The 24,440-nt window shown below is 72.5% G+C and carries 24 protein-coding genes; 15 read left to right on the plus strand and 9 right to left on the minus strand.

Annotated features, from left to right (window positions below; all coding sequences use genetic code 11):
• The first annotated feature begins 140 nt into the window (after nucleotides 1–140).
• Nucleotides 141–1,418, plus strand: coding sequence for a Glu/Leu/Phe/Val family dehydrogenase (locus HD597_RS38295; protein WP_253748883.1), 1,278 nt, complete (start codon nucleotides 141–143; stop codon nucleotides 1,416–1,418).
• Between the two features lie 73 nt (nucleotides 1,419–1,491).
• Nucleotides 1,492–1,695, plus strand: coding sequence for a hypothetical protein (locus tag HD597_RS38300; RefSeq protein WP_253748885.1), 204 nt, complete (start codon nucleotides 1,492–1,494; stop codon nucleotides 1,693–1,695).
• 46 nt (nucleotides 1,696–1,741) lie between these two features.
• On the opposite strand, the gene HD597_RS38305 is transcribed toward HD597_RS38300, so the two are convergent.
• Nucleotides 1,742–2,188 carry a MarR family winged helix-turn-helix transcriptional regulator gene (locus HD597_RS38305; RefSeq protein WP_253748887.1) on the minus strand — a complete coding sequence of 149 codons (447 nt, stop codon included), beginning with the start codon at nucleotides 2,186–2,188 and terminating at the stop codon, nucleotides 1,742–1,744.
• 47 nt (nucleotides 2,189–2,235) lie between these two features.
• Here HD597_RS38305 and HD597_RS38310 point away from each other — a divergent pair, with 47 nt between their 5' ends.
• From HD597_RS38310 to HD597_RS38325, 4 genes are read left to right on the plus strand one after another with little or no spacing between them, the layout of a single operon-like run.
• Nucleotides 2,236–3,315, plus strand: a complete 1,080-nt coding sequence (locus HD597_RS38310; RefSeq protein WP_253748889.1) for a substrate-binding domain-containing protein — start codon at nucleotides 2,236–2,238, stop codon at nucleotides 3,313–3,315.
• Nucleotides 3,316–3,366: 51 nt separating this feature from the next.
• On the plus strand, nucleotides 3,367–4,734 hold the full coding sequence (locus HD597_RS38315; RefSeq protein WP_253748892.1) for an APC family permease: 1,368 nt from the start codon (nucleotides 3,367–3,369) through the stop codon (nucleotides 4,732–4,734).
• Entirely contained in the window at nucleotides 4,731–5,738 is a 1,008-nt protein-coding gene (locus HD597_RS38320) for an acetamidase/formamidase family protein (protein WP_253748894.1), read from the plus strand. Before HD597_RS38315 ends, HD597_RS38320 begins: the two co-directional genes overlap by 4 nt.
• 55 nt (nucleotides 5,739–5,793) lie before the next feature.
• On the plus strand, nucleotides 5,794–6,618 hold the full coding sequence (locus HD597_RS38325; RefSeq protein ID WP_253748897.1) for a trypsin-like serine peptidase: 825 nt from the start codon (nucleotides 5,794–5,796) through the stop codon (nucleotides 6,616–6,618).
• A 12-nt stretch (nucleotides 6,619–6,630) separates the two neighbouring features.
• Here the strand turns inward: HD597_RS38325 and HD597_RS38330 are convergent, their stop codons facing one another.
• The 3 genes from HD597_RS38330 to HD597_RS38340 are packed head-to-tail and all read right to left on the minus strand — an operon-like array spanning nucleotide 6,631 to nucleotide 8,809.
• Nucleotides 6,631–7,545 (minus strand): Gfo/Idh/MocA family protein, encoded by a 915-nt coding sequence (locus HD597_RS38330; RefSeq protein ID WP_253748899.1) that lies wholly within the window; start codon nucleotides 7,543–7,545, stop codon nucleotides 6,631–6,633.
• Nucleotides 7,542–8,453, minus strand: coding sequence for an NAD-dependent epimerase/dehydratase family protein (locus HD597_RS38335; protein WP_253748901.1), 912 nt, complete (start codon nucleotides 8,451–8,453; stop codon nucleotides 7,542–7,544). Before HD597_RS38335 ends, HD597_RS38330 begins: the two co-directional genes overlap by 4 nt.
• Nucleotides 8,454–8,455: 2 nt before the next feature.
• A complete protein-coding gene (locus tag HD597_RS38340; protein WP_253748903.1) occupies nucleotides 8,456–8,809 on the minus strand; it encodes a YrdB family protein in 354 nt (117 codons plus the stop codon).
• A 116-nt stretch (nucleotides 8,810–8,925) separates the two neighbouring features.
• On the opposite strand from HD597_RS38340, the gene HD597_RS38345 reads away from it, so the two are divergent.
• The 3 genes from HD597_RS38345 to HD597_RS38355 are packed head-to-tail and all read left to right on the plus strand — an operon-like array spanning nucleotide 8,926 to nucleotide 10,850.
• A complete protein-coding gene (locus tag HD597_RS38345; RefSeq protein ID WP_253748905.1) occupies nucleotides 8,926–9,618 on the plus strand; it encodes a TetR/AcrR family transcriptional regulator in 693 nt (230 codons plus the stop codon).
• Nucleotides 9,619–9,642: 24 nt separating this feature from the next.
• Nucleotides 9,643–9,966: a PadR family transcriptional regulator gene (locus HD597_RS38350; RefSeq protein WP_253748907.1), complete on the plus strand. Its 324-nt coding sequence runs from the start codon at nucleotides 9,643–9,645 to the stop codon at nucleotides 9,964–9,966.
• A complete protein-coding gene (locus tag HD597_RS38355; RefSeq protein ID WP_253748909.1) occupies nucleotides 9,963–10,850 on the plus strand; it encodes a hypothetical protein in 888 nt (295 codons plus the stop codon). The genes HD597_RS38350 and HD597_RS38355 overlap by 4 nt, the downstream gene beginning before the upstream one ends.
• Nucleotides 10,851–11,006: 156 nt before the next feature.
• Here HD597_RS38355 and HD597_RS38360 read toward each other — a convergent pair whose 3' ends face one another.
• Genes HD597_RS38360 through HD597_RS38370 form a run of 3 tightly spaced genes read right to left on the minus strand, consistent with a single transcriptional unit; the run spans nucleotide 11,007 to nucleotide 15,629 of the window.
• Nucleotides 11,007–11,606, minus strand: a complete 600-nt coding sequence (locus HD597_RS38360) for a TetR/AcrR family transcriptional regulator (RefSeq protein WP_253748911.1) — start codon at nucleotides 11,604–11,606, stop codon at nucleotides 11,007–11,009.
• A gap of 10 nt (nucleotides 11,607–11,616) precedes the next feature.
• Nucleotides 11,617–14,256 (minus strand): PEP/pyruvate-binding domain-containing protein, encoded by a 2,640-nt coding sequence (locus tag HD597_RS38365; RefSeq protein WP_253748913.1) that lies wholly within the window; start codon nucleotides 14,254–14,256, stop codon nucleotides 11,617–11,619.
• Nucleotides 14,235–15,629, minus strand: a complete 1,395-nt coding sequence (locus HD597_RS38370) for an MFS transporter (protein WP_253748915.1) — start codon at nucleotides 15,627–15,629, stop codon at nucleotides 14,235–14,237. Before HD597_RS38370 ends, HD597_RS38365 begins: the two co-directional genes overlap by 22 nt.
• A gap of 150 nt (nucleotides 15,630–15,779) precedes the next feature.
• On the opposite strand from HD597_RS38370, the gene HD597_RS38375 reads away from it, so the two are divergent.
• The 3 genes from HD597_RS38375 to HD597_RS38385 are packed head-to-tail and all read left to right on the plus strand — an operon-like array spanning nucleotide 15,780 to nucleotide 17,982.
• Entirely contained in the window at nucleotides 15,780–16,181 is a 402-nt protein-coding gene (locus HD597_RS38375; protein ID WP_308210775.1) for a GntR family transcriptional regulator, read from the plus strand.
• Nucleotides 16,178–17,023, plus strand: coding sequence for an ABC transporter ATP-binding protein (locus tag HD597_RS38380; protein ID WP_253748919.1), 846 nt, complete (start codon nucleotides 16,178–16,180; stop codon nucleotides 17,021–17,023). The genes HD597_RS38375 and HD597_RS38380 overlap by 4 nt, the downstream gene beginning before the upstream one ends.
• Nucleotides 17,020–17,982 carry an ABC transporter permease gene (locus HD597_RS38385; protein WP_253748921.1) on the plus strand — a complete coding sequence of 321 codons (963 nt, stop codon included), beginning with the start codon at nucleotides 17,020–17,022 and terminating at the stop codon, nucleotides 17,980–17,982. The genes HD597_RS38380 and HD597_RS38385 overlap by 4 nt, the downstream gene beginning before the upstream one ends.
• Nucleotides 17,983–18,042: 60 nt before the next feature.
• Here HD597_RS38385 and leuA read toward each other — a convergent pair whose 3' ends face one another.
• Both leuA and ddaH read right to left on the minus strand, forming a co-directional pair.
• On the minus strand, nucleotides 18,043–19,749 hold the full coding sequence (gene leuA, locus HD597_RS38390) for a 2-isopropylmalate synthase (protein WP_253748923.1): 1,707 nt from the start codon (nucleotides 19,747–19,749) through the stop codon (nucleotides 18,043–18,045).
• Between the two features lie 181 nt (nucleotides 19,750–19,930).
• Nucleotides 19,931–20,668 carry a dimethylargininase gene (gene ddaH / locus HD597_RS38395; RefSeq protein ID WP_308210776.1) on the minus strand — a complete coding sequence of 246 codons (738 nt, stop codon included), beginning with the start codon at nucleotides 20,666–20,668 and terminating at the stop codon, nucleotides 19,931–19,933.
• A 47-nt stretch (nucleotides 20,669–20,715) separates the two neighbouring features.
• Here ddaH and HD597_RS38400 point away from each other — a divergent pair, with 47 nt between their 5' ends.
• Genes HD597_RS38400 through HD597_RS38410 form a run of 3 tightly spaced genes read left to right on the plus strand, consistent with a single transcriptional unit; the run spans nucleotide 20,716 to nucleotide 24,339 of the window.
• A complete protein-coding gene (locus tag HD597_RS38400; RefSeq protein ID WP_253748927.1) occupies nucleotides 20,716–20,961 on the plus strand; it encodes a DUF2630 family protein in 246 nt (81 codons plus the stop codon).
• 44 nt (nucleotides 20,962–21,005) lie between these two features.
• Nucleotides 21,006–21,998, plus strand: coding sequence for a GNAT family N-acetyltransferase (locus HD597_RS38405; RefSeq protein WP_253748929.1), 993 nt, complete (start codon nucleotides 21,006–21,008; stop codon nucleotides 21,996–21,998).
• A gap of 34 nt (nucleotides 21,999–22,032) precedes the next feature.
• Entirely contained in the window at nucleotides 22,033–24,339 is a 2,307-nt protein-coding gene (locus tag HD597_RS38410; RefSeq protein ID WP_253748931.1) for a glycoside hydrolase family 6 protein, read from the plus strand.
• Nucleotides 24,340–24,440 lie beyond the last annotated feature (101 nt).

A 24,440-nucleotide genomic window follows, 5' to 3' on the forward strand; every position in this document is an offset into this window, starting at 1 on the left:
ATCAACGGCTTGGATTTCTACCAAATCTAGGCAACGTCAAACCCCTCGCTCTAGGATGATCGTGACAACAACGCCCAAAAGGGGAAGGCAACGGCGCTTTCTCCACAAATAGGGCGTACATACCGGGAGGAACTTCTTCCATGAGCATCATGGTGCCGTCAACGACGCCGGCCCTGATCACCCCGGGCCGCCAGGCCCTCGACTCCGCTCTCCACCAACTCGACCAGGCCGCCGCGCATCTCGGGCTCGACGACGGGCTCCGCACGATGCTGGCCACGCCCCGCCGCTCACTGACCGTCTCGGTCCCGGTGCGGCGCGAGGACGGCCGCCTGGACGTCGTCCAGGGCTTCCGCGTCCAGCACAACGTCTCGCGCGGCCCCGCCAAGGGCGGCCTGCGCTTTCATCCCGGCACCGACATCCACGAGGTCACCGCCCTGGCCATGTGGATGACGTGGAAGTGCGCGCTGGTCGGCATCCCGTACGGCGGCGCCAAGGGCGGCGTGGCCGTGGACCCGGCCGGGCTCACCACCCGGGAGCTGGAGCGGCTGACCCGCCGCTACGTCAGCGAGATCCTGCCGCTCATCGGCCCGGAGAAGGACATCCCGGCGCCCGACGTCGGCACCGACGAGCAGACCATGGCCTGGGTCATGGACACCTACAGCGTCAGCGCCGGCTACTCGGTGCCCGGGGTCGTCACCGGCAAGCCGACGACGCTGGGCGGCTCGCTCGGCCGCACCGGCGCCACCTCGCGCGGCGTGCAGATCGCGGCGCTGGCCGCGCTCGGCCGCTCGCCCGAGGGCGTGACCGTCGCCGTGCAGGGCTTCGGGAAGGTGGGCGCGCTGGCCGCGCAGTACCTGTCCGACGCCGGGTGCAAGGTCGTGGCGGTGTCCGACGTCACGGGGGCGGTGTACTCCGCCGGCGGCCTGGACGTGGCGCGGCTGCGCGCGTACGCGGCCGAGACCGGCGGCGTGCGGGGCTTCCACCACGCCGACGCGCTGTCCCACGACGACCTGTTCGAGCTGGACGTGGACGTGCTCGTCCCGGCCGCGCTCGAAGGCGTGATCACCGAGGCCAACGCGCCCAGGATCCGCGCCCGCCTGATCGTCGAGGGCGCCAACGGCCCCACCACGCCCGAGGCGGACACGATCCTCGCCGCGAACGGGACCACGGTGGTGCCCGACATCCTGGCCAACGCGGGCGGGGTGATCGTGTCGTACCTGGAGTGGGTGCAGAACATGCAGGCGTACGCGTGGAGCTCGGGCGAGATCGAGCTCAAGCTGCGCGACCTCATGCTCGGCGCCTTCTCCGAGGTCACGTCGCTGGCCGCGGAGCGCGGCCTGACGCTGCGGCAGGCCGCGCACGTGCTCGGCGTGGGCCGGGTGGCCGAGGCGCACCAGATGCGTGGCCTCTACCCGTGAGCGCGACTTAAGTAGCACGGGGCTCGCCCAAGGTTCGATGCCGGGGCGGGCCCCGCCGCGCGATCGTGGACGCATGAGAGGGATCATCAACGTCGTCGCCGTGATCGCCATCATCCAGGGGCTCGGCGGGTTCATCGGCCGGATGTGGTTCGACCGCGAGTGGGGGTTCCTGCACCGGCTCGTGGAGCTGCCCCTGCCCGCCTACCTGGGGGTGGCGCTGGCCGGGGTGGTGGCGCTGGTCTGGGCGGACACCGCCAAGAAGCGCGACCGGGGCTGAGCCGGCGAGCGGCCCACGAGGCACGAGCGGCCTACAGGCGCGCGGCTCACAGGCGCAGCTCGGCGTAGTCGAGGGCCTCCACCAGGCTCTCCAGGTCGCGCATCAACCGCTCGGTCCGCTCCCGCCCGAACGCCAGCGCGATCACCGCCTGCTGCTCCGCCACGGCCCCGTCCACCCGGGCCAGCAGCTCGGCGCCCCGCCCCGAGACGAAGACGGCCACCCTGCGCCGATCCCCCTTCGCCGGCCCCCGGTACACCAGCGCCCGGTCGATCAGCCGGTCCACCGCCTTGGTCAGCGTCGGATGCGGCATCAGCACGGCCTCGGCCAGCTCGCCCATCGACTCGCCCCGCCCGTCGGCCAGCGCCCGCATGATCCGCCACTGCTCGACCGTCACGTCCTCCCCGGCGAGCACCGCCGCCAGCCCCCGGTTGACGTCGCGCTCCGCACGGCTGAGCAGGTAGGCGAGTGAGGACCCGAGCCCAGAGGTCGTCATGGTGAGGTCCTTTCGACGGGGAGCTAGAAGGGAGGATACTCGTCGGCGTGGCGGCGACCGTCGATCCTCTCGAAGCGCGGCTCCTCCCTTCCGGCTCGATCAGGATCGCCCTGATCGTCCCCGTGTCCGGGGTGCTCGGCCTGATGGGCCCGTGTGCGATCAACTGCGCCGTGCTGGCGGCCGAGGAGGCCAACGCCAGGGGCGGGGTGCTGGGCCGGCCGGTCGAGCTGGTGCTGATCGACGGCGGGCGGCCCGCCGCGCAGGTCGCGGCCGAGGTGGCCGGGCTCGTCGGGTCGGGCACGGTGCAGGCCGTGGCGGGCGCGCACACGAGCGACGTCCGGGTGGCGGTGGTGGCGGCGATCGCGGGGCGGGTGCCGTTCGTGTACGCGCCGCCGTACGAGGGCGGCGGCCGGGCGCCGGGCGTCTACTTCCTCGGCGAGACCCCCGACCGTCAGCTCGCGCCCGGCATCGAGCGGCTGGCGGGCCCGCGCCGGGCCCGCCGCTGGTACCTGCTGGGCAACGACTACATCTGGCCGCGCCTGGTGCACGCCAGCGCCCGAAGGCGGCTGCGCGCGGCCGGCGCCACGGTGGTGGGCGAGCGTTTCGTCCGGTACGGCGAGGCCGTGAGCTGGCTGGGCCGGGTGGCCGACGCCCGCCCCGACGCCATCCTGCTGACGCTGATCGGCAGCGACCTGGTGGCCTTCAACCGGGCGTTCGCCTCGTCGGGGCTGCGGGCGGCCCGGCTGTGCGGGGCGCTGGAGGAGCACGGCCTGCTGGGCATCGGCGGCGACGCGACCGGCGAGCTGTACGCGTCCATGGGCTACTTCCGCGACCTGCCCACCCCGGCCAGCCTCGACTTCTCCCAGCGGTACGCCGCCAGGTTCGGCGACGACGCCCCCATGCTGAACGCCCACGGCCACGGCTGCTACGAGGCCGTGGCGATGCTGGCGGCCCTGTGCGCGCGGGCCGGGTCGCTGGCGGTGCCCGAGCTCGACGCCGTCGCCGACGGCACCACGATCACCAGCGCCCGCGGCACGCTCACGCTGCTCGGCCGGCAGGTGCGCCAGCCCGTGCACCTCGGCAGGGCCGATGGCCTGGACTTCTTTCTGGAGAAACCTTTTCAGTAGAAAGCTTTGGCTCTAAGGTGCCAATCGCCCCCCAAGCACTAGGAGCCGTACATGAGCAGCGTCGAGCAGTTCGGCTACCGCCAGGAGCTAAAGCGCTCCCTCGGCTTCGCCGATCTGATGATCTATGGCTTGATCTTCATGGTGCCGATCGCACCGTTCGGGATCTTCGGCAACGTCTTCGCCGTCTCCCACGGGATGGTGGCACTCGCCTACGTGATCGGCCTGGTGGCGATGGCGTTCACCGCGCTGTCGTACGCGCAGATGGCCCGGGCGTTCCCGATGGCCGGGTCGGTCTACACCTATGCGGGACGCGGCATCGCCGCCCCTGTGGGTTTCATCGCCGGCTGGGCGATCCTGCTGGACTACGTGCTGGTGCCGTCGCTGCTCTACCTGGTGGCCAGCGCGGCCATGAACTCGTTCGTGCCGCTGATCCCCGTATGGGGCTGGCTGGTGATCTTCGTGTTGCTCAACACGATCGTCAACTACCTGGGCATCCAGATGACGGCCAGGATCACCCGCATCATGCTGGTCGCCGAGCTGGCCGTGCTGGCGATCTTCCTCGTGGTCGGCGGCGTCGCGCTGGCCCAGGGCAAGGCCCAGGCGGGCTTCCTCACCCCGCTCTTCGACTCCTCCTCCTTCACATGGAGCCTGGTGCTCGCCGCCGCGTCGGTGGCCGTGCTGTCCTTCCTCGGCTTCGACGGCATCTCCACCCTGGCCGAGGAGAACCGCGAGGACGCCCGGCGGCTCGGCCGCTCCATGGTGGCCGCGCTGGCGGTGGCGGCCGTGCTGTTCGTGGTGCAGACGTGGGTGGCGGCGCTGCTCACGCCCAACCGCGCCAAGCTGATCGCCGAGGGTGACGCGGCGGGCAGCGCGTTCTACGACACCGCCGCGTTCGCCGGCGGACAGTGGCTGTCGGTGCTCACCGCCGTGGCCACCGCCATCGCCTGGGGCTTCGCCAACTCGCTGGTCGCACAGGCCGCCACCTCGCGCCTGCTGTTCGCGATGGCCAGGGACCGGCAACTGCCGCGCTTCCTGGCGGCCGTGGACCCCAAGCACCGGGTGCCGGTCAACGCCACCTTCGCCGTCGCCGCCATCTCGCTGATCCTCGGCATCTACATGAGCACCAGGGAGAACGGCATCGGCGAACTGGCCTCGCTGGTCAACTTCGGCGCCATGAGCGCCTTCCTGTTGCTGCACGTCGCCGTGGTCGTCCACTATCTGATCAGGCAGCGCAGCCGCAACTACTGGGCGCACCTGGTCGCGCCCGTGATCGGCTTCGCCGTCCTGGTGGCCGTCGTGATCAACCAGAACGTCGCGGCCCAGTGGGTCGGCGGCATCTGGCTGGCCCTCGGCCTGCTCGTCCTCGGCGGCTCGTACCTGATGGGCCGCAGGCCCGTCCTTCCCACGGAGGTCAAATGAACGTCGTCTCCTTCCGTCCCGAGCCGGAGGAGCTGAGCTACACCTTCGGCGGCCGGGCGGCCGTCGGCAAGGTGCGCCCGGGCACGATCCTGGAGCTCTACACCGAGGACTGCTTCGGCGGGCGTGTCCGGACCGTGGACGACCTGCCGTCGCGGGTGTGCGAGTTCCCCTACCTGAACCCCGTGACCGGGCCCTTCCACGTCGAGGGCGCCGAGCCGGGCGACACGCTGGCCCTGCACTTCATCACCATCACCCCGGCCAGGGACTGGGCGGTCTCCACGACGTTCCCGCACTTCGGCGCGCTGACCGGCACGCACACCACGGCCATGCTGCAGCCGCCGCTGGAGGAGCGGGTCTGGCGCTACGACATCGACCTCGACAAGAACGTCGCCGTCTACCACGCCCGCAACAGCGACTTCAGCGTCGCGCTGCCCCTCGACCCCATGCACGGCACGGTCGGCGTGGCCCCCGCCGCGAACGAGGCCCGCATGACGATCACGCCCGACGCGCACGGCGGCAACATGGACACCCCCGAGCTGCGCGCCGGCGTCACCGTCTACCTGGGCGTCAACGTCGAGGGCGGGATGTTCTCGATCGGCGACGGCCACGGGCTGCAGGGGCACGGCGAGGTGTGCGGGACGGCGGTGGAGTCGGCCATGAACACCGTGGTCGCGGTCGAGCTGATCAAGGGGGTGGCCACGCCGTGGCCGCGCCTGGAGGACGACCTGCACCTGATGTCCACGGGGTCGGCCAGGCCGCTGGAGGACGCGTACCGGATCAGCCAGCACGACCTGGTCACCTGGACCTCCGAGCTGACCGGGCTGGACACGCTGGACGCCTACCAGCTCGTGAGCCAGGCCGGCCAGGCGCCCGTCGGGAACGTGTGCGACACCAACTACACGATGGTCGCCAAGCTGCCCAAGGCGTATCTCGGCGAGGCGGCGGGCGTCTACGAGTCGGCGCACGCCCGGCTACGGGCGCTGGGTTCCCAGTACACGAGTTAGTAAACCCTCATGTCGCAGGTCAGAGGACTGATCATCTTCGGCCTACAGTGGCAGGGTGCTCAGGTTGGCCCTGTCTCTCGTCCTGCTCGATCCAGCCGCCGTCGCCGAGGTGTCCCAACGTAACGTCCCCGTTCCCCGTGTGCTCACCCCCGACGGCGACCGCCTGGGCTACGCGCCGGTCCCGCGCCCCTACACGGGGGCGCGGCGGCTGACCGGGGTGCTGCTCGGCCGCGATCCTGTCGCCAAGACGGACGTGCTGTGCGGTGGCACGGTGATCGGCTCGCGCAGCCGCAGCCTGGTGCTGACGGCCGCGCACTGCCTCTATCACAACGGGCGGCTGCTCAAGCATCTGGCTTTCCTGCCGGGGTTCGACCGGGGGCGGCCGCCGCTGGGGGTCTGGCCGGTCGTGCGGGCGTGGGTGCCGGCCCGGTGGCGCAACGAGCCGTACTCGTCGGAGCTGCTGCCGTACGACGTGGGGCTGGTCGGCGTCGCCGGCGGCAGGCGGCCGCTGGAGTCGGTCACCGGGCGGGGGTTGTCGGCGGTGCGCACCAGCAGGGGCACCGGGCTGCGCGGGCTCGAACTGCTCGGCTACCCGGCCGGCCGGGGGTATCCGGGCACGAGGATGTACCGCTGCGTGGGGGACGCGGTCGAGGGGATCTCCGAGGGGCCCGGGCTGATGGTCACGCGCAACTGCCACGCCGCGGCTGGTGGCAGCGGCGGCCCCGCCCTGTACGGCGGGGCGGTGGCGGGCGTCGTGTCGTCGTCCAGCCCGCTGAGCGACGACAAGGGCTACACCGTGCTGACCCGGCTGGGGGGAAGGCCCTTCGACCGGATGTTCGCCAGGGCCGACCGGGAGATGCGGCTCAGGCCGACCGGCTGACGCCGTCCCTTCTCAGCCGCTCACCTGCGGCTGCCCGGTCTCGGTCGCGTGGCGGACGATCTCCTCGCACAGGGCGTGGGTGGCCAGCGCGTCGGCGGCGTCGAGGCGGCGCCCGTCGCGCACCGCGGACAGGAACTCCAGGCAGATCTGCTCGATCCCGCGCTGGGCGGCCACCGGCACCCAGTCGGGCCGCCGGGAGAGGGTCTCGCCGCCCTGGTAGTCGAGGACGTCGCCGAGGTTGACCACCCGCCGCTTGACGCCGTCGCCCATGGCCGCGCAGCTCTCCTCGGCGGCGCCGCTCATCCGGTTCATGATGCCGATGGCGGTGAAGCCGTCGCCCGACAGCTCCAGGACGATGTGCTCGACGAGGCCGTCCCTGACGCGCGTCCTGATGGTGGTGCCGGTGACCGGGCCGGGCGCGAGGAACCTGAGCGTGTCGGCCACGTGGATGAAGTCGTCGAAGATCGCCCGGCGCGGGTGGTCGGGCAGGTTGTGCCGGTGCTTCTCCATGAGGACGAGGTGCCGGGGAAGGGCTGCCAGCTCGGCGTACCCGGGGGCGTGGCGGCGGTTGAAGCCGACCATCAGGGACCTGCCCTCCGCCTCCGCGAGGCGGACGAGCTGCTCGGACTCCGCCAGGGTGTAGGCGATCGGCTTGTCGACGTAGACGTGGATCCCGGCGCTGAGCAGCGGCTCGACGATCTCGGGATGGGCTTCGGTGGCCGCGTGCACGAACGCCGCGTCCACCCCCGCCTTGATCACCTCGTCCACGGTCGTGGACCGGGTGGCGATGCGGTAGGCGTCGCCGAGCCGGTGCAGCCGGGCCTCGTTGCGGGTGCAGAGGTGCAGGTCGAGAGCGGGCTGGGCGGCCAGCACGGGAAGGTAGGCCTTCTCCGCGATGTCACCCAGACCGATCATGGCTATCTTCATCCGTCGAGCGTAGCCTTGAGCGCCGTGTCGACCGGGGTAGGCGCGGCGCCGAACGTACGCTGGAAGGCCGAGGAGTCGAGCACGTACGGCGCGGTGAACTGGTAGCGGACGTGCCGCAGCTCGCCCAGCATGGGCGAGAACAGCCCGGCCGCCCGCACCAGCGGCCACGGCATCGCCCGCACCCGGGGCGCGGGCGCGCCCACGACGGCCGCCATGCGCTGCGCCATCTGGCGGAAGGTCAGCGGCTCGGCGGTGGGCACGTGCCACGGCCTGCCCCAGGCCCGCTCGTCCGCACCGGCTGTGATCATGGTGTCGGCCACGTCCGGCAGGTACGTGAAGCTGTGCGGCATGTCGACCGGCCAGGGCGACATGATCGGCTTGCCCGCCCTGAGCGGCACGGTGAAGCGGTCGCCCAGGTAGGACTGGTCGCTGGCGCCGGGCCCGTAGTAGTCGGAGCCGCGGATCTCGGTGGCCCTGATCCGGCCGGCCTCGTGCGCGGCCAGCGCGTCGGCCCACATCTGGGCGCGTACCCGGAACTTGGGATTCGGGGAGGAGAGCGGCAGGTCCTCGGTCATCGGGCCCGTGACGGGCCCGTACGGGTAGAGGTTGCCGAGCATCACGTACACGGCGCCGCTCGCCTGCGCGGCGGCCAGGAACGACGCGGCCATCGGCGGCCAGTCGGTGAGCCAGCGGTGGTACTTGGGGTTGACGCAGTTGTACAGGACGTCGGCGCCCCGGGTGACCTCGATCAGCCGGGCCTGGTCCGCGACGTCGGCGGCCACCTTGACCGCGCCCGCCGGGCCGCCCCCCGACCGGGTCACGACGACGACCTCGTGTCCCTGGGTGAGGAGCTTGCCGGCCAGATGCGCGCCGACCTGACCCGAACCCACGACGACATGCTTACCCATGATCAGACCTCGTTCCAGACGATGCGGAGAACCGCATTGAGGATGAAGAGTGCGGAGAAGACGACGGCGGAAGTGATCAGCCCCGAGGCGTGGAGCGCCAGGGCGCCGCCGCCGAACCAGAGGATCTCCAGCGCGGCACGGGCCAGGCCGGTGAGCGGGTACGTGGCGTTCGCGCCGCCGCCCGCTCCGAACAGGGCCCACGCCGCGATGAACAGCGCCGGGCCGCCGAGCCCCGCCAGCAGCTTGACGCCCCAGTTGGGGCTGACCGTGAAGCCCCAGTAGGCGACCGAGGCCAGCACGCCGAGCTCCAGGAGGAACATCAGCAACGCGTTGGCGTTCTTGGCAAGGGCGAGCATCGGGGGCCTCCGGGTGAGGGGTGTTCCGCTTACGAGAGCAATGCTCTCTCAAAAGAGCACCAGTCGTCAAGAGCAGTGCTCTCGTTTCTTTGCACCGCTCTGGTAATCTGTTGTCCATGACAGCCAGCCGCACAGCCAGAGAACGCGTCAGGGCCGAGCTCACCAAAGAGATCACCGACATCGCGCGACGCCAGCTCGCCACCGACGGGGCCGGCGGCCTGTCGCTGCGGGCGGTGGCACGGGAGATGGGCATGGTCTCCTCGGCCATCTACCGCTACTTCCCGAGCCGCGACGACCTGCTCACCGCACTGATCATCGACGGCTACAACGCGCTCGGCGAGGCCGTCGAACGCACCGAGGCCGAGGCCGCCCGCGAGGACCACCTCGGGCGATGGCTGGCGGTCTGTCACGCCGTACGCGAGTGGGGGGTGGCGCACCCCCACGAGTACGCGCTGATCTACGGCTCCCCCGTCCCCGGCTACCAGGCGCCGCAGGACACGGTCGAGGCCCGCATCCGCGACGTGGCCGTGCTGGGCCGCCTCATGTCCGACGCCTGGAAGGCGGGCGCGGTGCGCGCGCCGGAGGAGGAGGCGCCGCGCGAGCTGGAGCCGGACGTGACCGGGTTCCGCGATCTCATGCCCGGGGTGCCCGACAACGTGATCTGGCGGGCGCTCACGGGGTGGACGACGCTGTACGGATGGGTCAGCTTCGAGGTGTTCGGCCAGTTCAACAACACGATCGAGGACCGGCGCGGCGCCTTCGCGCACAGCATGCGGCTGGCCGCGGGCACGATCGGACTTGCTCAGTAAGACTTACTAAGTTTTACTGAATACATGGCTCGCAAGTCACAGGAGCTCGGCCGCTTCACGGACGTGGCGCTGCTGGTGCTCATCAGCCTCGCAGAGGGGCAGAAACACGGATATCGCATGATCGGCGACATCGAGGAGTTCTCGGGCACGTCGCTGGAGCCGGGCACGCTCTACGGAGCGCTGATGCGGCTGGAGGAGCGCGGCTGGATCGAACCGGTCGAGTCGTCGGAGCGGCGCAAGCCGTACCGGATCACCGGGAGCGGGCGTGCCGCGCTGCGCGAGCAGCTCGCCACGCTGCGCCGGGTGGAGCAGGCGGGGGTTCGGCGAGTGGCTTGGGGGCAGGCATGATGCGCGTCGTGGCGGGAGCCGTGCTGAGGCTCTACCCGAAGGTGTGGCGGGAGCGCTACGGCGAGGAGGTGGCCGACCTGGTCGCCTCGCGGCCGGTGCGGCTGCGCACGGTGGCCGACCTTGCCGCCGGCGCGGCCGACGCGTGGCTGCACCGCCGCCGCATCCCCGGCGCCCGGCCGCTGCGCGTGCCGCTCACCGCCGTCCTCGCCGCCGGCGTCTACGCCCTGTGGCTGCTGTGGGACCCGGCCGTGCGCCAGGCGTCCGGGCTCCGGTTCACCTGGGAGCACGCCGCGCAGGCCGGCTGGCTGTTCAGGACGGCCACCTGGTGCTTCGTCGCGGCGGGCGCGATGGCGCTGCTGGCGCCGTGGCAGCTCGGCATCGCCGCGCGCGCCGCGGGCAAGCGCGCGCCCTACGGGGTGGCGGCGCGGGCGACGGGGCGGCGGGTGCTGCTGACGGCGCTGGTCGTGGCCTTCCCGATCGGGCTCGTCCTGCTCCTGTACGTCAGCCTCGCCCTGGGCTGGGGTCACCCCATCACCGCGCTCGGCGATGCCATGGCCGGCGGCTTCTTCGTCCCGGCCCTCATGGCGCTGGTCCTGCCGCTGCCGCTGGCCGCGGCGGCGTCCCCGCTGATGGCGGGGGCGGCGCGGGCCGCCGGCAAGTCGCTGGCGGTGGCCGCCATGCTGAACGCGATCGGCTGGCTGGCCGTGGCGGGGCTGATGGCGGTGGGGGCCCGGGACGGCTCGCCGTGGCACGTGGCGGCGGTGGCGGCCTGCGCGCTGATCAGCAGCGGCCTGACGGCGCTCGTCGCGCGGACCGCGCTCAAGCGGGCCCCGCACGACCAGGGCCTGCCCGAGCACACCGTGCTCGGCCCGGTCCGCATCTGAGCGGCACCCGCCAGAGCCGGCACCCGCCAGAGCCCGGCGCCCTCAGCCGGGCGTCCTGGTTGCGCGCCGTCAGCCCGGTCGCCCGGCCGAGCGCCGTCAGCCGGGCGTCCCGGCCGAGCGTCGTCGCGCGATCGCTCCTCTGACTGCGTGGCGGGGTCAGCCGGTGGCGTGCGGTTTGAGCAGGGGCACCAGCACCTCGTCCACGATCTCGACCACCAGCCGCTCCGGGATCGGCGGGCCCTCGAAGAGGAAGTGGTGGCGCAGCAGCGCGTGCCCGGAGTCGAGGCGGCGCGGCGTGACGTCCGCCGGATCCACCTCGCCCCGCTCGACCGCCCGGCGCACGACCTCCTCCATCAGCTTCCTGGCCGTGCCCTGCGAGTTGCGCCGCATGGTGCCCAGCGGCGACTCGCCCCGCAGCGCCTCGCCCAGCAGCCCGCGCATCGCCTCACCGGCCGGGCCGGACAGGGCCTGCGCCGTGCGGGTCAGCATGGCGAGCAGGTCGCCGCGCAGGCTGCCGGTGTCGGGCGAGCTCTCCGGGCTGGGCAGCGACTGGTAGACCGCCTCCATCACCAGCTCGATGCGGGTGGGCCAGCGCCGGTAGAGCGAGGCCTTGCTGGCCTTGGCGCGCTCGGCGACGCGCTCCATGGTCAGCCCGGCGTAGCCGACCTCGGCCAGCTCGTCGAGCGTGGCCTGGTAGATCGCGGCGCTGAGCGCCTCGCCCCGGCGTCGTGGCAGCTTGCGGTGGTCGGTGACCATGGCAAGCATTCTAGGAAGCGCCGGTGACTGTGCCGGTGACTGTGCCGGTGACTGTGCCGGTGACTGTGCCGGTGACTGTGCCGGTGACTGTGCCGGTGACTGTGCCGGTGACTGTGCCGGCGCGGGCGGCTCGACCGGCGCCGGCGCCGGGGGCGGCGCCGGCGCCGGGGGCGGCGTCGCGGACGGTGCCGGCGTCGCCGTTGACCGTGACGAGCTGCCCGTCCGCCAGCACCGAGGTGCCCGTGCCGGTGCCCATGACGGCCGGGATGCCGTACTCCCTGGCCACGATCGCGGCGTGCGAGGCCGCGCCGCCGGTGTCCACGACCACGGCCGCCGCGTGCTGGAACAGCGGCGTCCACGACGGGTTCGTGTACGGGCAGACGAGCACGTCACCGGGGGCGAGCCGGCCGAACTCGGCGGGCTTGGCGATCACCTTCACCGGCCCCGTCGCGGTGCCGCCGCCGGCCGGAGCGCCGGTGAGCAGTGCGTCGCCGGTCTCGGCGGGCGGGAAGACCGCGGCCGGGTCGATGAGCCGCACGCCGGACAGCTCCTCCCGTTTGAGCGCCCGCCGGCCGACCGTCTCGCGCAGCCGCTCGGCCTCCGCGCCGCGCAGGGTGGCCACGTCCCCGATCTCCTCCAGCTCCTCCAGCCGCAGGTGGAAGACGTCCTCCGGGGCGGTCAGCACGCCCGCGTCGCGCAGGCGGCGGCCCAGCTCCAGCAGCGACCTGCGCAGGACGGGCTGCGGCATCATGAAGGAGAAGTGGCTGTCCTCCCTGAACGCGACGCCGGCGCGCGCCGCCTCCACCCAGCGCGTGATCCGGGCGCGACCGCCCTTGGAGCGGCGCAGCAGGGGGTGGGCGAGCAGCCGCTCAAGCGCGCCATCCGGCTCCTCCCGCGCAGGCGACCCCTGCGGTCCCGGTCGTACCTCCGCTGCTCGCCGCTCCCCCGGTCCTGGCCGTGCCTCCGCCGCTCCGGGTCCCTCCGGCGCGGGAGAGCCCGCGGCCAGCACCTTTACCAAGTCAAGCACCACCTCGGGAGCATCCTCCCAGGTGGGAGGGGTGACGAGGATGGGGCTGGCGGTCTCGCGATGGCCGTACTCGTCCAGGAACGCCGCCAGCGCGTCCGCGAACTCGGCGGGCGGCGGGCCCGGCTCCAGTGCCCCCGTGCGCCTGGCCACCTCGGCCAGGCGTTCCAGGGCCCGGTTGGTGTCCGTGGTCCGGGTACGCGCCCCGTGCAGCAGCTCGGCGAACAGCTCCCGCCGCCCCAGCAGCCGGACCGCCACCAGCAGCCGCAGCAACGCCAGCCCGGTGCCCGGCAGGTAGTCGACGCGCAGGTCGGCCACGGGCGAGACCAGGGCGAGCGCCTGCCGGGGCACGCGCAGCAGCTCGGCCCACGGCATGGCCCGCAGGTCGCGGGCACGCAGCGCCTCGATCGCCGCGAGGTAGTCGCGGAAGCGCCGGTCGCCGGTCCAGCGAGCAGGGTCGTACCGGGCGGCCTTGGCCGCCACCAGGAACGGCGCCACGAGCGCCTTCGGGCCCGGTTTCGGCGCCGAGGGCAGCAGCCGGTAGACGACCTCGTCCTCCTCCTGAAGGAAGTTCTCGAACGCGCGCCGTACCCCGAAGCTGCTCAGGACGTTGCGCATCAGCCCCACCGGGCCGTAGGGGATCCAGGTGGACATGTCGATCGGGTACGGCCGCTCGGGCAGGTACTCCAGCAGGACCGTGGCCAGGCGGCGCTGGATCGGGTTGAGTGTGCCCACCGGGGGCGGCGGCAGCGCGGTCATCGGGCGCGCCTGCAGCAGATGGAGCCGCCCGCCCGCGTACGCCCACTCGATGTCCTGCGGCCGCCCGAAATGCGCGGCCACCTCGCGGCCCAGCCGCCCCAGCTCCGCCACCACGTCATCCGGCAGCCGCCCGCCACGCTCCCCAGCCTCGCCGCCCGCCTGCCGCCGGGCTCGCGCCTGCTCTCCGCGCTCGCGGACGACCCCGCCGCCGGCCGCGGCGCGGATGACCACCTCCCGGCGGCCGGGCGTGAAGGCGATGCGCCCGCGCCCGTCCAGCACGTAGTGGTCCGGCGTGACGAGCCCGGAGACGACGGCCTCGCCGAGCCCGCTGCTGGCGTCGATGACGAGGTGCGCGCGGTCGCCGGTGACCGGGTCGGCGGTGAACATGACGCCCGCCACCTCCGCCTCCACCATGCTCTGCACGACCACCGCGATCCGCACGCCGGCGTCGTCGATGCCCAGCCTGGCGCGGTAGGCGACGGCGCGCTCGGTCCAGAGCGACCCCCAGCAGCGGCGTACGGCGTCGAGCAGGGCCCGTTCGCCGACGACGTTGAGGTAGGTGTCCTGCTGGCCGGCGAACGCGGCGCCCGGCAGGTCCTCGGCCGTGGCGCTCGACCGCACGGCCACGGGACCGCCGCCGAGCCGCGCGTACGCGCCGATGATCGCCTGCCGCACGTCTTCGGACGGCTCGGGGCAGGCCCGCGGGTCCCGGCCCTGGACGGCCGGCTCGTACGCGTGCGTGGTGACGACGAAGCCGCCGGGCACCGGAAAGCCGTTCCTGACCAGCTCGCCCAAATTGGCGCCCTTCCCACCGGCGACGGCCAGGTCGGCGCGTCCGAAGGCGTTCAGGGGTGCGACGAGTTCCACTGATTCTCCTCGACATGAGCGGTGGTACGGAGCGGGCGCACGGGCAGCGCCAGCGCCAGGAGGAACGCCACGACCAGCAGCGGCGCCATGGCCGCGAACACCGGCGGCGCGGCCTCGGCGAACGCGCCGCGCACCCCTTCCGGCAGGCTCGACGGCGAGGCGCCGGCCAGGCCCGTGCGCAGCGTGATCAGCGCCCCCACCAGCGCGACCCCGGCCGACGCGCCGACCTGGCGCAGGAACGTCACCGAGGAGGTGGCGGTGCCGAGGTCGGCGTGGTCCACGGCGTTCTGCGCGGCCAGCACCATGACCTGCATGACCAGCCCGACCCCGAGCCCGGTCAGCAGCAGGGCGAGGACGAGCACGACCGGCCCGGCCCCCGCCAGGCCCATCAGCGCGAGCCCGGCCGCCGCCAGGGCCGTGCCCGCGACGGGGTACGGCTTGTACGCCCCCGTCCTGGTGATGAGCCGGCCGGAGACGACGGCGGTGAGCAGCACGCCGCCCATGAGCGCGGTCACCAGCAGCCCTGCCTGCGTGGCGCTGGTGTCCAGGGCGATCTGCGCGTACGCCGGCAGGTACGTGATCGTCCCGAACAGCGCGAACCCGATGAGCAGGCTGATCACCACGGGCACCGCGAACGCCCGGTCGCGGAACAGCCGCGGCGGCAGGATCGGATCCCGCGCGAACCGGGCGCTGACCAGCCACGCCACCGCGCCGGCGGCGGCCAGGGCCAAATAGGCGGGGTTCCCGCTCTCCCCCACCATGACCACCCCGACCACGGCGACGCCCAGCGTGACGGCCCCGGCCACGTCGAGCGGCGCCCGCGTACGGGGCCGGGGAAGCTTGAGCGCCACGCTCAGCAGCACCAGCGCCAGCAGCCCGAGCGGCGGGTGGACGGCGAAGATCCACCGCCATCCCGGCCCGTCGACGAAGAACCCGCCGACCAGCGGCCCGCCCACGGCGGCCACGATGTACGCGGCCCCGAACAGGCCGAGGTAACGCCCCCGCTCGCGCGGGCTCACGATCTCGCCGATGATCGCCTGGGACCCGATCATGAGCCCGCCGCCGCCCAGCCCCTGGATCGCGCGGAAGGCGATGAACTGCGGCATCGACGTGGCCAGCCCGCACAGCACGGCTCCGGTCACGAAGATCACGATCGCGGCCTGCATGAGGGGCTTGCGGCCGTACCGGTCGCCGAGCTTGCCGTAGACGGGCATGACGACGGTGGCGGCGACGAGGTAGGCGGTGACGACGGCGGGCATCCGATCGAGCCCGCCCAGCGCGCCGGCGACGGCGGGCAGCGCGGGCGTCATGATCGTCTGGTCCAGCGCGCCGAGCAGCATCGCCAGCATCAACCCGGCCAGCACGACACCCACGACACCACCTCCTTAGTGAACGGAGCGTTCTCTAAGGAGCATAGAGTTCGGCACATAGAAACGCAACGTTCACTACACGGCGGCCGCCCGGCCACGCATTGACAACTCCCCTCGCATCCAACACCCTTTCACTACTTAAATAGTGAAAGGGTGCTTCGGTTGATCGAATTCAGCCTGGACCGCGGCTCGGGGGTCTCGACGTACCTGCAGCTCGTCCACCAGGTCAAACAGGCCCTCAGGCTCGGCACGCTCCGGCCCGGTGACCAGTTGCCGACCGCCCGCGAGGTGGTGGACACCCTGGCCATCAACCCGAACACCGTGCTCAAGGCGTATCGGGAGCTGGAGCGCGAGGGGCTGGTCGAGGGCCGGCCGGGGATGGGGACGTTCGTCCGGCAGGGCATCGCGGGCGCGACGCTCGCCGAGCACACGCGGCTGCGGCGCGGCCTGGAGGCGTGGATGCGCGACGCCGTCGCGGCCGGGCTCGATCAGGAGGACCTGCGGACGCTGTTCGCCGCGGTCCTGGCCGACGCCGCCAAGAAGGGGGTGGCATGAGCCCCGCGCTGGAGGTGACCGGGCTGGGAGTGCGCTATCGCCGCACCTGGGCCCTGCGCGACTGCTCGCTGTCCGTGCCCGCGGGACGCGTGGCGGCGCTCGTCGGCCCCAACGGCGCGGGCAAGACCACGCTCATGCACGTGGCCGTCGGCCTGCTGCGGCCGTCGCGGGGCACCGTCCGCGTGGCCGGCGCGGCGGCGTTCGTGGCGCAGGACAAACCCCTGTACGAGAGCTTCACCGTCGCCGAGATGCTCGCCTTCGGGCGCCGCATGAACACCCGCTGGGACGGCGCCGCGGCAGCCGTCCGGCTCGCCGGGCTGGGCATCCCGCCGGAGCGGAAGGTGAGCGCGCTGTCGGGCGGGCAGCAGGCGCAGGTGGCGGTCACGCTGGCGCTGGCCTCCCGGCCCGACCTGCTCGTGCTGGACGAGCCGCTGGCCAACCTCGACCCCCTCGCGCGCCACGACGTGATACGCGTGATCATGGCGGAGGTCGCCGATCGGGAGCTGACCGTCCTGCTGTCCTCGCACGTCGTCTCCGACCTGGAGGAGACCTGCGACTGGCTGATCGTGCTGAATGGAGGGGGCCTGCAGGTCAGCGGCGACGTCGAGGAGCTGCTCGACGGGCACCACGTGCTCACCGGGCCCGACGGGGCGTCGGCGGCGGGGGCCCGGGTGGTGGGCGCGAGCCGTACCGGCAGGCAGGTCAGCATGCTGGTCAGGGGCGCGCTCCCGCTCGACCCGCGCTGGCAGGCGCGGCGCCCCGGGCTGGAGGAGCTCGTCATGGGTTACCTGCGCAGCCCCGGGTCGTCGGCGCTGCCGGGGCTGACGGGGGTGGGCGCGTGATCTGGGTGACGTGGCGCCAGCACCGGGCGCAGATCCTCGTGACGGCGGGCTTCCTGGCTCTGCTGGGAGCCCTGCTGCTGGGCTCGGCGGTGGAGGCGAGCCGGTACGTGGCCGAGCACGCCCCGCCGGGCTGCCCGGGCCCCGGCGTGGCGTGCGGCGATCTGGCGGTGGCGCTCGGGCAGCGCTACGACGCGGTCTACTCGGTGTTCGGCTGGATGCCGCTGGTGGCGCCGGCGCTGATCGGGGCGTTCTGGGGAGCGCCGCTGCTCGGGCGGGAGTACGAGCGCGGCACCCACCGGCTGGCCTGGACCCAGGCCGTGCCCGTGTGGCGGTGGCTGGCGGTCAAGCTGTCGGTCCTGGGCGCGGCGGTGGTGGCGGGCGGGCTGCTGCTCTCGCTCATGGTGAGCCTGTGGCGGCCGGTGTTCAGGACGGGGCTGGACTCCACGTTCGGCAACATCGGCGTGTTCAACATGGTCGGGCTGGCGCCGGCCGCGTGGTGGCTGTACGCCTTCGCGCTGGGCACGGCGGCCGGCACCCTGTTCCGGCGTACGCTGCCCGCGATGGCGCTGGCCGTGGCCGGGGTGGCGGTGACGATGTTCACGCTGTTCCAGTTGAGCGACCACTACGCCGAGCCCGCGCGGGCCGAGCTGTCCGGCACCGTGTTGCCGGACGATCCCGACGTCCGGCTGGTGAGCGCCGCCTGGGTCGAGCCGTCGGGCAGGGAGGTCGCCGAGCCGTCGGGCAGCGGCTGCCCGCGCCGCGTGGACGCGGGGCAGAGCAGCAGGAACGCCGAGGCGTGGCAGGCCTGCCTGTTCGGCAAGGGCTACCGTTACGCGGTGTACTTCCACCCGCCGTCCAGGTTCTGGCGCTTCCAGTGGACCGAGGCGGGAATCCTGGCGCTGGCGTCCGCGGCCCTCGGCGGCCTGGCCGTACACCGCACGCTCCGCCGCCCCGGCTGACGGTCCACCCGGCCGTCGCGAGGGGTACGGCGTCGTACCCCTCGCCCCGGCGGCGACGGGTCAGCGGGAGGCGCGGTTGACCGCGGAGATGACGGCCTTCAGCGAGGCCGTGGTGGTGTTGGCGTCGATGCCGACCCCCCACAGCACCTTGCCGTTGACCTCGCACTCCAGGTAGGAGGCCGCCTTGGCGTCGGTGCCCGCGCTCATCGCGTGCTCCACGTAGTCGAGCACCCGCACCTGCAGGCCGACGCGCGCGATCGCGTCGATGAACGCCGAGATCGGGCCGTTGCCCTTGCCTTCGATCTCGCGGATCTCCCCGTCGAGGCGCACGTCGGCGCTGATGAGGTCCCGGTCGTCGACCGTGGACTCGTGACGGTGCGCCATGAGGCTCAGGCGGCCCCAGCGGTTGGCCGGGTTGGGCAGGTACTCGTCGCGGAAGATCTCGAACATCGCGGCCGGGCTGATCTCGCCGCCCTCGCTGTCGGTGCGCGCCTGCACGACCTTGGAGAACTCGATCTGCAGCCGGCGCGGCAGGTCGAGCTGGTGGTCGGCCTTCATGATGTACGCGACGCCGCCCTTGCCCGACTGGCTGTTGACCCGGATGACGGCCTCGTAGCTGCGCCCGATGTCCTTCGGGTCGATCGGCAGGTACGGCACCGCCCAGGTGAACTCGTCCACCGGCACCCCGGCCACGGCCGCGTCGCGCTCCAGGTGCTCGAAGCCCTTCTTGATGGCGTCCTGGTGGGAGCCGGAGAAGGCGGTGTAGACCAGCTCGCCGCCCCACGGGTGACGCGGGTGCACGGGCAGCTGGTTGCAGTATTCGGTGACCCGGCGGATCTCGTCGATGTCACTGAAGTCGATCTCGGGGTCGACGCCCTGGGAGAACAAATTCATGCCCAGGGTGACCAGGCAGACGTTGCCGGTGCGCTCGCCGTTGCCGAACAGGCAGCCCTCGATGCGGTCGGCGCCGGCCATGTAGCCCAGCTCGGCGGCGGCCACGGCGCTGCCGCGGTCGTTGTGCGGGTGCAGCGACAGGACGATCGAGTCGCGCCGCTTGAGGTTGCGGTGCATCCACTCGATCTGGTCGGCGTAGATGTTGGGGGTGGCCATCTCGACGGTGGCGGGCAGGTTGATGATCACCTTGCGGTCGGGCGTGGGCTGCCACACCTCGTTGACCGCGTCGCACACCTCGACGGCGTACTCCAGCTCGGTGCCGGTGAACGACTCCGGGGAGTACTGGAAGTAGACGTCCACGTCGGTGGCGTCGGCGAGCTTCCTGACCAGCTTGGCGCCCTCGACCGCGATGGCGGTGATGCCGTCCTTGTCCTGGCCGAAGACGACGCGGCGCTGGAGGGTGGAGGTCGAGTTGTACAGGTGCACGATGGCCTGCTTGGCGCCCTCGATGGACTCGAAGGTGCGCTCGATCAGCTCGGGACGGGCCTGCGTCAGCACCTGGATGACCACGTCGTCGGGGATGCGGCCCTCTTCGATGATCTGCCGGATGAAGTCGAAGTCGGTCTGCGAGGCGGCGGGGAAGCCTACCTCGATCTCCTTGTAGCCCATGCGTACCAGCAGCTCGAACATCTGGAGCTTGCGGTGCGAGTCCATCGGGTCGATCAGGGCCTGGTTGCCGTCGCGCAGGTCCACGGCGCACCATCGCGGCGCCTCGGTGATCACCTTGTCGGGCCAGGTGCGGTCGGTCAGCCGGATCGGCTCGAACGGCTGGTAACGCTGGACGGGCATACGGCTGGGCTGCTGAGCGGTCATGTCTGATGCTCCTCGTCGGTCTCAGGAAGAAAGCGGCCGACGCGCATGACTCGCTCCGCGGCGAGGGAGCCGGCCTTACAGGCCCCCGCCGCGGCAGCTAAGAAGGAGCCCGCGCAGCATGTCATGCACGCTACCAGACGTCTCGGGATGCACCGCCCAGGATCTCAGATTCTGAGAACCGTCAGTCGCCCACGAGAACACTCAAACAGGTCACACAACCTTCGAGCTTCTCGTATTCCGAGATATCTACCTTCGTCACGAAATATCCGCGTTTTTCGAGCATTACGGCGGTCTGCGGGGCCGACGCGGCCATCAGCACGCGGTCCTCGCCCAGCACCACCACGTGCGCGCCCGCCTCCTCCTCCGGCGCGAGCACCCCGGGCAGGTCCACACAGGCCGGATCCCCGATGAGCGTGCCGTCGGGCAGCGCGGTCACCGCCGACTTCAGGTGCAGCACGCCGCGCAGCTCCACGGGCATGACCCGGCGCTCGGGCAGCAGGGCCGTCAACTGGGAGATGCCCTCGTCGTTGGACCTGGCCGACCTGCCCACGTACACGGTGGAGCCCACCTGCAGCACGTCGCCGCCGTCGAGCGTGCCGGGCGGCACGATCCTGACCGACTTCATGCCCAGCTCGTGCACGGCTCGCGCGACCGACTCCACCTCCGGCCGCCGCTCCGGCGCCCCCGGCCTGGTCAGCACGGCCAGCCGGCCCGACACCACCATCGTGTCCTCCACGAACGGCGCGTCGGGCAGGTCGTCGGCGCGTGGCACGTACACCGGCCGCCAGCCCGCCCGGGACAGCGCCTCGACGTAGGCGTCGTGCTGGGCGGCGGCCCGCTCGTGATCCACCGGCTCCCGCTCGATGTGCGTGACGATGCCCTCGGAGATTTTCGGACCAGGCTTCCTTACCAGCGCCATACCACCCATAGGGCGTGTTCTATCACGCGGTGATTAGAGTCTTGGACATGCGGGACGACGAGATTCTCACCAGGATCAGCGCGCTGGTCACCGAGGAGCACGAGCTGCGCGACAGGATGTCCGCCGGCGAGGTGACCTCCGACCGGGAGCACGCGCGCATCAAGGAGCTGGAGACGGCCCTCGACCAGTGCTGGGACCTGCTCAGGCAGCGCCGGGCCAGGCGCAGCGCCGGCGACGACCCCGACGGCGCCGCCGCCCGCCCGGCCGGCGAGGTGGAGAACTACCGCCAGTAGAAAACCATTGGCCCCCGCGGGTGGGGGTGCGCTTGGCTGTGAGCATGCGGATCCAGCCCATCCCGATCGCCGACCGGCCGGGCGAGCCCGCCGGCACCGCCCTGGTCGCGGGCCTGCACGCCGCCTACGTGGCCGGCTACGACGAGGACGCGGGCCCGGTGATCCCGCTTCCGCGCTTCCGCCACGAATTCTGCACGCACTCCTTCGGAGGGCGGGTGGAGCCGTGGGCGCTGATCGAGGACGACCGGGTCATCGGCGGCTACGCGCTCGGGTTCCCGCAGCTCGACAACCAGCACATGGGGTGGATCTTCCCCCTCGTCGTGCACCCCGCGCACCGCGGGCGCGGGCTCGGCTCCGCCCTGTTCGAGCATGCCCTCGGCCGCATGCGGGCACACGGCCGCACCCTCCTGCTCACCGAAACCCTCGCCACCGGCACGGGCGCCCGTTTCGCCCGCGCACACGGCATGAGCGTGGCGCTGGCGGAGGCGCGCCGCACGCTCGACCTGCGCAAGGCCGACTGGCCCGCTCTGGAGCGCATGATCCCCCGGGTCGACGGCTACAGTCTGGAGCGCTGGACCGGCCCGACCGCCCCCGAGCTGCTTGCCGATCTCGCCACCCTCATGAACGGCATGAACGACGCCCCGCGCGACAGCGGCGTCGAGGACCAGAACTACAGCCTCGAACGCATGCGCTCCCGTGAGGAGAACATGCCGGACCTCCGCCAGACCTGCTACACCATGATCGCCCGCCGCGACTCCGACGGCGCCCCCGCCGGCTTCACGCGCGTCTTCCTCGACTCCGACCGCGCCGACGGCTGGGGGCACCAGAGCGACACCGCGGTGCTGCGCCCCCACCGCGGCCACCGGCTCGGCCTGCTGCTCAAGCTCGCCAACCTGCTCTGGCTGCGCGAGCACGAGCCGCACCTCGAACGCATCATCACCTGGAACGCCACCAGCAACAGCCACATGGTCGCCATCAACGAGGCCATGGGCTTCGAGCTCTTCGACGAGTGGAGCGAGTGGCGCCTGACCCTGTAGAGCGAATGGATCATCCGGGCTAACCTGAGCCTCTATGACCTTGGAGGTGCTGCGCGACGGCGATCCGGGGCAGGTGGGCCCGTACACCCTGCTCGGCCGGCTGGGCGAGGGCGGCATGGGCGTCGTCTACCTCGCCCGCGACCCCGCGGGCACACGGGTGGCCGTCAAGCTCCTGCACGCCAGGATGGACGCGCACCCCGACTTCAGGCGGCGCTTCGCCCGGGAGGTGGCCGCCGCCCAGCGCGTCGCCCGCTTCTGCACCGCGCCCGTCCTCGACGCCGACGTGGAGGGGCGGCTGGCGTACCTGGTCACGGAGTACGTCGAGGGCCCCAGCCTCAAGGAGGCCGTCGACGTCTCGGGGCCGTTACGCGGCTCCGCGCTCGACGGCCTGGCGGCCTCGATGGCGATGGCCCTGCGCGCCATTCACGGGGCCGGGGTGGTGCATCGCGACCTGAAGCCCTCCAACGTGCTGCTCTCCCAGGTGGGGCCCAAGGTCATCGACTTCGGCATCGCCTGGCTCGCCGACTCCGAGGCGAGCAGCACGGTGCTGGGGACGCCCGCGTACATGTCGCCCGAGCAGGTGTCGGGGGATGCGGTCGGCCCGGCCTCCGACATCTTCTCCTGGGGCTGCACGGTCGCCTTCGCCGCCGCGGGCGCGCCGCCGTTCGGCTCGGGCTCCGTCCCGGCCCTCCTCCTGCGCATCGTGCACGACCCTCCGAGCCTGAACGGCCTCGCGGGCCCGCTCCGCGACCTGGTCCTGGCCTCCCTCTCCAAGAACCCGGCCTCCCGCCCCACGGCCCAGACCCTCATGGACCACCTCAGCACCGGCATCCCGCACGGCACAACGGCCACGGGCCCGCGCGGCACGAATGCGCCCTCACCCGGCGGCCTTCCCCGCGCCGGTGCGGCGAGCGGCGGCACGGCGGAGCCCGGCGCGATGCGTGCGGCGGCCATGCCCACACCCGGCACCGGCCCCGCAGTCCCCGGCGGAGCGGACGGCAGCACGGGCGGCGGAGGCGCAGGCACGCACGGCGCAGCCGCCGCGGGCACGCACGGCGTGGGCACACACGGCGCAGGCAACACGGGCGGCGCAGGCGGCGCAGGCGCGCACGGCCCGGGGAGCGCGGGCACGCACGGCCCGGGCGGCGCGGTCCGTGAGGCGCGGGTGGGCCGGCGCAAGCTCCTGGCCGCCGCAGCCGCCCTGGTGGTGGCGGTGGCCGGGGTCTCGGCGGCCCTGGCCATGCGCGAGGACCCGGTCACCGTCACCGGCAAGCCCCCGGCCGGCACCAGCCCATCGGCCACCGGCACCCCGCCGCCCGCCTCCCGGAACCCGCTCAGATCAACAGAACCGGTCACCTTCTACGCCCCCGAGGAGCCGGGCGCCGCCCGCCAGGCGGCCCTGTGGAAGGACGACCGCCCGGCGGACGCCGAGCTCATGCGCAGGCTGGCCCGCGTCCCCCACGCCATCCGCCTCAACCAGCCGGAGGTCAGGTCGAAGGTGGACGCCACGATCACCGGGGCCGAGCAGGCAGGCGGCGTCCCCGTGTTCCTGATCAGCTACATGCCGGGCAACGAGTGCCACCCCGCGACCGCCTCGGCCATGCCCGCCTACCAGGAGTGGCTCACCGGCATCGCCCGCCGGATAGGCGACGCCAAGGCGGTGGTCATCCTGGAGCCGGGCAGCCTCGTCAGGGTCCCGGGCACCGAGCAGTGCCCGGAGCAGGAGGGCACGCCGGAGCAGCGCTACCAGGACCTGCGCCAGGCCGTGCAGACCCTCAAGGCGAACCCCGGCACGGCCGTCTACCTGGACGGCAGCCAGGACTTCTGGCCGGGCACGGAGATCATGGCCGAGCGCCTGATCGGCGCCGGCATCGACCGGGCGGACGGGTTCTTCGTCAACACGGGCGGTCACCAGCGCACGGACAAGAGCGTCGAGTACGGCAAGGCCCTGTCCGCCTGCATCGGCGTACGGCTGAAGTCGGGCGGCACGACCTGCCCGCAGGACGCCGACGTGGACCCGGCGGCCATGCCGCACTTCGTGGTGGACACCAGTAGGAACGGCCAGGGCTCCTGGGCGCCGAAGAAGCACTACGAGGACCCGCAGACCTGGTGCAACCCGCCCGGCAGAGGCGTCGGCGACCGGCCCACGACCGAGACGGGCGAGGAGCTGGTGGACGCGTACCTGTGGATCGCCCGCGCGGGCACCTCCAGCGGCCGGTGCAGGCGGGGCACGGACGGCGAGCGGGATCCCGAGCGCGGCGTGGTGTCCCCGCCGAGCGGCGAGTGGTGGGCGGACCTGGCGCTGGAGCGGGCGAGGAACGCCGACCCGCCGCTGAGCTGACCTGCCACCCCGATGTTGCGCCGACGTTAATGCCGCGTAAGAGGTCATGTTAAGCGGACGTTAGATATCACCCCTCCTCCCTTGCCCGGACAACCTTCCGC

The sequence above is a fragment of the Nonomuraea thailandensis genome (assembly GCF_024172165.1).
Classification (GTDB): Bacteria; Actinomycetota; Actinomycetes; order Streptosporangiales; family Streptosporangiaceae; genus Nonomuraea; species Nonomuraea thailandensis.